The sequence below is a fragment of the Acidovorax sp. GW101-11A03 genome (assembly GCF_059424825.1).
Genome location: NZ_JBWKZU010000113.1, coordinates 1 through 6,987, shown reverse-complemented (window position 1 = coordinate 6,987; position 6,987 = coordinate 1). Strand labels below are relative to the sequence as shown.

Here is a 6,987-nt window from a genome sequence, read left to right as displayed (position 1 = left end):
GCCTTCCACCGCAGCTTGTTGGTCTACGACCTGCACGGGGCTCTTTACCAACTCATCCAGTGCAATCGTCTCGTCGGCAATGCGGTTCACGAACGAGGTGTTGGCACCGTTCTCCAGCAGGCGGCGCACCAGGTAGGCCAGCAGCGTCTCATGCGTGCCCACGGGGGCGTAGATGCGGCAGGGGCGGCCCAGCTTGCCCGCAGCGATGGCGCCTACCACCTGCTCATACAGCGGCTCGCCCATGCCGTGCAGGCACTGGAACTCGTATTGCCCTGCGTAGTAGTTGCTGCCCGCCAGTTGGTAAATGGTGGCCACCGTCTCGGCGTTGTGGGTGGCGAACTGGGGGTATACGGCTTCCGGCGCACCCAGCAGCTTCTTGGCGCAGGCGATGTACGAAATGTCGGTGTGCACCTTGCGGGTGTAGACGGGGTAGTCCTCCAGGCCATCGACCTGGGCGCGCTTGATTTCGCTGTCCCAGTAAGCGCCCTTGACCAGGCGCACCATCAGGCGACGCTGGGTGCGGCGCGCCAAGTCCACCACGTAGTCGATCACGAAGGGGCAGCGCTTTTGGTAGGCCTGAATGACAAAACCAATGCCGTTCCAGCCCGCCAGGGTCGGCTCGTGGCACAGGCGCTCCAGCAGGTCCAGCGACAGCTCCAGCCGGTCGGTTTCCTCCGCGTCGATGTTCAGGCCAATGTCGTACTGCTTGGCAAGGGCCGTGAGGCGGAGCACCAGCGGGTACAGTTCGTCCATCACGCGGCCAAACTGGGCGCGGCTGTAGCGCGGGTGCAGGGCCGAGAGCTTGATGGAGATGCCTGGGCCCTCGTAGATGCCACGCCCGGCAGAGGCCTTGCCAATCGCGTGGATGGCTTGCTCGTATGAGGCGTAATAGCGCTTGGCGTCTTCGCTGGTCAGCGCGGCCTCACCCAGCATGTCGTACGAATAGCGAAAGCCCTCAGCCTCCATCGTGCGGGCGTTGCGCAGGGCTTCGTCAATGGTCTCGCCGGTCACAAACTGCTCGCCCATCATGCGCATCGCCATGTCCACGCCCTTGCGGATCAGGGGCTCGCCGCCCTTGCCGATCAGGCGGCTGAGCGAGTTACCCAGGCTACCTTCGCTGTGCGTAGCCACCAGCTTGCCGGTGATGAGCAGGCCCCAGGTGGCAGCGTTGACGAACAGCGAGGGGCTCCTGCCCAGGTGGGCATCCCACTGGCCGTGGCTGATCTTGTCACGGATGAGTGCGTCGCGCGTGGCCTTGTCGGGGATGCGCAGCAGCGCCTCGGCCAGGCACATCAGCGCCACGCCTTCTTGTGACGACAGCGAGAACTCCTGCAACAGGCCCTGGACGATGCCTGCACGCCCGGCGCTGGCCTTGCGTTCGCGCAGCGCCTTGGCAATACGCAGCGCCAGTTGCTGGGCCGACGCCGCCTGGTCAGTCGGCAAGCGGGCCTGGGCCAGCAGCGGGGCCAGGGCCTCGGGCTCGGGGCGGCGGTAGGCGACGGCGATGGCCGCGCGCAGCGGGTTGTTCAGCGGCGTGCGGGGCGCAAAGTCGGCGAACGGAGCGGAGGGCTGGGCGTTGGGCTGCTGCGTCATGGTGGTGTCTTTCGGTGGTTTGTAGGGCCAAACGAGGGTTTGGGTGCGTTACTGGCGATGATCCTTGGGTTGTGGGTGAATAAATGTTCGAAAATGGTTGGCATGGCCGAATAAATCGCTAATCAACATGCAAACAGAAACTGATCTGGACCGCATTGACCGCAAGATCCTGTCAATCCTGCAGGAGGATGGCCGTATTGCCAACCTCAAGCTGGCCGAGGCCGTGGCCTTGTCGCCCACCGCCGTTCTGGCGCGGGTGCAGCGCCTCACGCGCGATGGTTTTATCCTGGGCTACGAGGCGCGGCTCAACCCCCTGAAGCTGGGTGCGGGCATGCTGGTGTTTGTGGAGGTGCTGCTGGACCGCACCACGCCCAACGTGTTCGACCAGTTCAAGGCCGCCGTGCAGGTGCACCCCGAGATCATGGAATGCCACATGGTGGCGGGCGGGTTCGACTACCTGCTCAAAACCCGCTCGGCCGACATGAATGCCTACCGCGTGTTTGCGGGGAACGTGCTGTGGCAACTGCCGGGCGTGCGCGAGACGCGTACCTATGCGGTGATGGAAGAGGTCAAGCACACCAACCATCTGCACCTGCGCTAAGAGGGCAGGAGGTCTGGCGGGCCGCCGTCCGGGGTCGATTGGCTCTGCAGGGCAAAGCCCGCATAATGCGCTGCAGCAACCGTCAGACTGAGGAGAAGAACCATGCGAGCCATTCCAACCGCTGCCGCCGCCCTGTTGGCCGTCCTGTTCAGCCAGTCGGCCGCCGCCGGGTGTTATGTGGTGTACGGCCCCGACAAGGACATCGTCTACCGCGCCCCCGAGCCACCGGTCGATATGTCACGCCAGATCCACGAAACCCTGCCCCGAGTCGCTCCGGGGGGCACGCTGGTCTTTTCTCCCGACGATTTTGGCTGCGAACTCACCATCAACAAGCTGCCGCTGGCCTCGGCAGCCTCGGCGCCAGGCGGCATGCGCCCCGCGCGTGCAGACCGGGGCTGAACCCCTGCGCTTGTTGCGAGGGCCCCCGGGGCATGAGTCCCGGGCCTGAGACAATCGGGGGATGAGCGAACCGAAAGAACTATCCCCCTCGTTTGAACCCGTGGCCCAGGACGCCACTGACTTGCCCGAGGGCTGGCTGCAGGTGCAGTCCATGGACCTCGATGCCCAGGGCGTTGCCCGCAAGCCCGATGGCAAGGTCGTCTTTATCGATGGTGCCCTCACGTCCGAGCTGGTCACCGCCAACACCCACCGCAAGAAGAACAACTGGGAGCAAGCCAGTCTGGTGGCGATTCACCGCGAATCGTCGCAGCGCGTGCGCCCTGGTTGCCCCCATTTTGGCCTGCATGCCGGTGCCTGCGGTGGCTGCAAGATGCAGCATTTGCACGTCGGTGCCCAGGTGGCAGTCAAGCAGCGGGTGCTGGAGGACAACCTCTGGCACCTGGGCAAAGTCAAGGCCGAGACGGTGATGCGCCCCATCGAAGGGCCCGCCTGGGGTTACCGCTTCCGTGCCCGCCTGGCCGTGCGCCATGTGATCAAGAAGGGCCAGGTGCTGGTGGGCTTCCACGAGCGCAAGAGCCGCTACATCGCCGACATGCAGACCTGCAAGATCTTGCCCCCGCATGTGGATGCGATGCTGATGCCGCTGCGCGCGCTGATCGCCAGCCTGGACGCGCGCGACACCTGTCCGCAGATCGAACTGGCCTGCGGCGACAACGTGACCGCCATGGTGCTGCGCCACCTGGAGCCGCTGAGCGCCGACGACCTTGCGCGGCTGCGTGCCTTTGGCGCCGAGCATGGCGTGCAATGGTGGCTGCAGCCCAAGGGCCCCGACACAGTGAAGCTGCTGGACGAGGGCGGCGAGCAGCTGTCGTATGCGCTGCCGGATTTCGGCATCACCATGCCCTTCAAGCCGACCGACTTCACCCAGGTGAATCCGCACATCAACCAGGTGCTGGTGACCCGGGCGCTGCGCCTGCTGGATGTGCAGCCGCACGAGCGCGTGATCGACTGGTTCTGCGGCCTGGGGAATTTCACGCTGCCGCTGGCCACACAGGCCCGCGAGGTGCTGGGCATCGAGGGCAGTGAGGCCCTGGTGGCACGCTCGCGCGAAAACTATGCATTAAATCAGGCTCTTGCGCGCGGCCATAAAGCGCTTTCAGCTACTGAATTTGTAGCGCGCAACCTGTTTGAGATGACCCCCGAGATGCTGGTGGCCGATGGCGCTGCCGACAAGTGGCTGGTGGATCCGCCGCGCGAAGGCGCCTTTGCACTGGCCAAGGCATTGGCCGACATCGAGCAGTCGCGCATTGGCGCCGAAGGGGCGGGCCCGCTGCCCGCCGGGGCTGAGGGCTGGACACCGCCAAAGCGCATCGTGTACGTGAGCTGCAACCCTGCCACCCTGGCGCGCGATGCGGGCCTGCTGGTGCATCTGGCGGGCTACAAGTGCACGGCGGCAGGCATGGTCAACATGTTCCCGCACACCGCACACGTGGAGAGCATGGCGGTGTTCGAGCGGGCGTAAGGGCGGGGCGCCGCGGCTGGGGCTTGGGCCCTGGCGCGCACGCTGGCAGCCAAGGGAAGAAGACGGGAATGAAAGGGGCGGGCCTGGCCCCGGGTGACTCCGGCCGCTCAGCTGCGGCTGCGGCTGGCTGCGGGGTCGCGGGTTTCGGTTTCGATCTCGGTGTTGCTGCTGCTACCGCCCTTGCGCGGCTCGGGCTTCTCGGCCTTGGTCAATACCGAGGGGGTGCCCTCGATCTTGTTCTCGCGCATATAGGCGTCCATCTCTTTCCAGCCTGCAAACACCGAGGCCTTGGCAGCCTTGGGGTTGAGGGTGTAGCAGTCTTCCAGGCCGCGCAGCGCGTGGCGGCAGGCACCGCCGATGGCTTTGGCTTCGGCGTCGCGCTGCGCAACACGGGGGTCAGGGCCCAGGCCGGGGATCTTGTCGCAGCCGCTCAGCAACAGCACCAGGGCTGTGGCAGCCAGCAGGCGCAGCGGGGTGGAGGGCTGGTGGAGATACATGTAATTGCATTATCGGCAGGACTGCGCCGCTATTGAGGCTTGACCTTGGTGCGGGCTCAACAAAAAGACAAAAGGCTCCCGAGGGAGCCTTTTGTTCTTTGGGTGGGGCCGCAGCCTGCGCGGCTTACTCGCGCTCGCCGCCCATGATGCCCAGCAGGGCCAGCAGGCTCTGGAACACGTTGAAGATGTCCAGGTACAGGGCCAGCGTGGCGCTGATGTAGTTGGTCTCGCCGCCGTCGAGGATCTGCTTCAGGTCATACAGCATGTAGGCGCTGAAGATGCCGATGGCCAGCATCGAGATCACCATCATGCCCACGGTGGAGCCGACAAACACGTTGATGATGCCGCCGACCATGAGCACCAGCGCGCCCACCATCAGCCACTTGCCCATGCCCGAGAGGTCGCGCTTGATCACGGTGGCCAGGCTGGCCATGACCACAAACACGCCTGCTGTGCCGGCAAACGCGGTCATGATCAGGTCGGTGCCATTCTTGAAGCCCAGCACCATGCCGATCAGGCGCGAGAGCATCAGGCCCATGAAGAAGGTGAAGGCGAGCAGCACGGGTACGCCAGCGGCCGAGCGCTTGGTCTTTTCGATCGCGAACATGAAGGCGAACGCGCCGCCCAGGAACACGATCAGGCCCACGCCGCCACGCAGCGACTGGGTGATGCCGGTGGCCACGCCGATCCAGGCGCCCAGCACCGTGGGGATCATGCTCAGGGCCAGCAGCCAGTAGGTATTGCGCAGCACCTTGTGGCGCTCTTCCTGCGAGATGCCATAGCCCGCAGAGTGGCCCAGGGTGGTGACTTGGTCGTTCATCATCTTGTGTCTCTCCTTGTTGGCCTGCACAACGCAGACGCCCCAAATTTTAGGCGTTGCCGGTTTTTGGCCGCGCAATAACCGCATCCGGTCACCTACTTTTGGTAAGGGTACTTTCACCCTGCATGGGGGTGAGCGCGCCGCGTGATGCCGCTATGCTTGCGGCTCCCTCGGTCCGGGCGCTCCAACAGGGCGGGCCCGCGCGATTTTTTCCTTCTTCTTTTTCCTATCCGGATACCTCCATGAAAACCAAGCATGAACTCGAACTGGCCGACGTCAAGGCCATCGCCGCCGCCGCCGAAGCCGAGGCCCTCAAGAACAGCTGGCCCGTGACCATCGCCATCGTGGACGATGGCGGCCATCTGCTGTGGCTGCAGCGCCTGGACGGTGCCGCGGCCGTGTCTTCGCACATTGCCCCCTCCAAGGCCCGCACGGCCGCGCTGGGCCGCCGCGAGAGCAAGGTGTACGAAGACGTCATCAACGGCGGCCGCACGTCCTTCCTGAGCGCGCCCACCATCGACGGCCTGCTCGAAGGCGGCGTGCCGATCATGAAGGACGGCCAATGCCTGGGTGCCGTGGGTGTGAGCGGTGTGAAGTCCACCGAAGACGCGCAGATTGCCCGCGCCGGGATTGCGGCCCTGGGCCTGTAAGGGCGACATGGATGGGCATATCCAGCCCGTCACGCATAAAAAAACCGGCTGAAGAGCCGGTTTTTTTATGGTGCAACCGCTGCGTGTCCTGGCTGCGATGAATGAGAGATCGGGGGAGAAAAAAAGCCTGGCTACGCGGGCGAACCCGTTGGCTGGCAAAAACGACCCTTGCGAGCTTGTGGCAAGCCCGGGAGTCGCCCCACGATGAAACTGTTGGGGGCTGGCAGCGGTCTGGCTGTGCTGCCGAGGGGGATGGGGGGCTGGGGGCTGCGTTACTTGGTCAGGATCAGCTTGCCCAGCTTGGTGGCCTGCAGGCGGTACACCGAGCCGTTGTGGCTGATGGCCACGGCTTTCTGGCCTTGCAGCAGGGCGCTGCTGTCTACCGCCGCCGATACGGACTCGGCGCTGTGGGCGCCTTCAGCCGGGGCGGCGAGCGAAGCCGCTTTGTCGGATGCGGCGGAACGCAGGAGCGAGGCGGCGGTCAAGGTGGCTTGCATGGAGGTTTTTTCCTGTGTCATTGCATTGCGTTTTGCTAATGATAACGATTCGCAATTGCGAGTCAAGCCAATTGCGTGTTTCTTTTTGTTCTTTTTTGCGCGGTGGGACTGGCGCTGATCCAGCTTGTGTAGCCCTGTTGGCACAGGCGCTGCGGGACAGGGCGGCGGGCAGTAAAAAAGCCCGGCAAGCAAGGCTGGCCGGGCTGGAGCAACGAGAAGCGGGCCTGTTGCTATCTATTGCGGGTCGGTCACAAACCCGATCTTGCGCACCCCGGCGCGCTGCGCGGCGGCCATGGCCTGGGCCACGTATTCGTAGCGCACGTTCTTGTCGCCCCGGATGTGCAGGTCCGGCTGGGGCTCCTTGGCGGCCTCGGCTTGCAGGCGGGGGAAGAGTTCTTCTTCCGTCAC

The 6,987-nt window shown here is 64.7% G+C and carries 9 protein-coding genes; 4 read left to right on the top strand and 5 right to left on the bottom strand.

Annotation, left to right across the window (positions count from 1 at the left end; all coding sequences use genetic code 11):
• A partial coding sequence (locus tag AC07Z7_RS24565) for a proline dehydrogenase family protein (RefSeq protein WP_494767969.1) occupies nucleotides 1-1,593 on the bottom strand: 1,593 nt, incomplete at its 3' end.
• 127 nt (nucleotides 1,594-1,720) lie between these two features.
• Here AC07Z7_RS24565 and AC07Z7_RS24560 point away from each other — a divergent pair.
• The 3 genes from AC07Z7_RS24560 to rlmD all read left to right on the top strand — a co-directional run bounded on the left by AC07Z7_RS24560 (nucleotide 1,721) and on the right by rlmD (nucleotide 4,115).
• Nucleotides 1,721-2,194, top strand: coding sequence for an Lrp/AsnC ligand binding domain-containing protein (locus tag AC07Z7_RS24560; RefSeq protein WP_094290866.1), 474 nt, complete (start codon nucleotides 1,721-1,723; stop codon nucleotides 2,192-2,194).
• Between the two features lie 102 nt (nucleotides 2,195-2,296).
• Entirely contained in the window at nucleotides 2,297-2,593 is a 297-nt protein-coding gene (locus AC07Z7_RS24555) for a hypothetical protein (protein ID WP_494767968.1), read from the top strand.
• Between the two features lie 61 nt (nucleotides 2,594-2,654).
• Nucleotides 2,655-4,115 carry a 23S rRNA (uracil(1939)-C(5))-methyltransferase RlmD gene (gene rlmD, locus AC07Z7_RS24550; protein ID WP_494767967.1) on the top strand — a complete coding sequence of 487 codons (1,461 nt, stop codon included), beginning with the start codon at nucleotides 2,655-2,657 and terminating at the stop codon, nucleotides 4,113-4,115.
• 107 nt (nucleotides 4,116-4,222) lie between these two features.
• Here the strand turns inward: rlmD and AC07Z7_RS24545 are convergent, their stop codons facing one another.
• Together AC07Z7_RS24545 and AC07Z7_RS24540 are read right to left on the bottom strand one after the other, a co-directional pair.
• Nucleotides 4,223-4,612, bottom strand: a complete 390-nt coding sequence (locus tag AC07Z7_RS24545) for a hypothetical protein (RefSeq protein WP_252658673.1) — start codon at nucleotides 4,610-4,612, stop codon at nucleotides 4,223-4,225.
• 124 nt (nucleotides 4,613-4,736) lie between these two features.
• Nucleotides 4,737-5,432 carry a Bax inhibitor-1/YccA family protein gene (locus tag AC07Z7_RS24540; protein WP_252658736.1) on the bottom strand — a complete coding sequence of 232 codons (696 nt, stop codon included), beginning with the start codon at nucleotides 5,430-5,432 and terminating at the stop codon, nucleotides 4,737-4,739.
• A 242-nt stretch (nucleotides 5,433-5,674) separates the two neighbouring features.
• On the opposite strand from AC07Z7_RS24540, the gene AC07Z7_RS24535 reads away from it, so the two are divergent.
• Nucleotides 5,675-6,082, top strand: a complete 408-nt coding sequence (locus tag AC07Z7_RS24535) for a GlcG/HbpS family heme-binding protein (protein ID WP_094290870.1) — start codon at nucleotides 5,675-5,677, stop codon at nucleotides 6,080-6,082.
• 272 nt (nucleotides 6,083-6,354) lie between these two features.
• Here AC07Z7_RS24535 and hemP read toward each other — a convergent pair whose 3' ends face one another.
• On the bottom strand, nucleotides 6,355-6,579 hold the full coding sequence (gene hemP, locus AC07Z7_RS24530; protein WP_094291213.1) for a hemin uptake protein HemP: 225 nt from the start codon (nucleotides 6,577-6,579) through the stop codon (nucleotides 6,355-6,357).
• 234 nt (nucleotides 6,580-6,813) lie between these two features.
• The coding region (locus AC07Z7_RS24525; RefSeq protein ID WP_494767970.1) for an ExbD/TolR family protein at nucleotides 6,814-6,987 on the bottom strand (174 nt) is incomplete at its 5' end.

Bases quoted from the DNA above. Each gene is read 5' to 3' on its own strand.
- AC07Z7_RS24560 (WP_094290866.1), top strand. From the start codon at position 1,721: ATGCAAACAGAAACTGATCTGGACCGCATTGACCGCAAGATCCTGTCA.
- AC07Z7_RS24555 (WP_494767968.1), top strand. From the start codon at position 2,297: ATGCGAGCCATTCCAACCGCTGCCGCCGCCCTGTTGGCCGTCCTGTTC.
- rlmD (WP_494767967.1), top strand. From the start codon at position 2,655: ATGAGCGAACCGAAAGAACTATCCCCCTCGTTTGAACCCGTGGCCCAG.
- AC07Z7_RS24545 (WP_252658673.1), bottom strand. From the start codon at position 4,612: ATGTATCTCCACCAGCCCTCCACCCCGCTGCGCCTGCTGGCTGCCACA.
- AC07Z7_RS24540 (WP_252658736.1), bottom strand. From the start codon at position 5,432: ATGAACGACCAAGTCACCACCCTGGGCCACTCTGCGGGCTATGGCATC.
- AC07Z7_RS24535 (WP_094290870.1), top strand. From the start codon at position 5,675: ATGAAAACCAAGCATGAACTCGAACTGGCCGACGTCAAGGCCATCGCC.
- hemP (WP_094291213.1), bottom strand. From the start codon at position 6,579: ATGCAAGCCACCTTGACCGCCGCCTCGCTCCTGCGTTCCGCCGCATCC.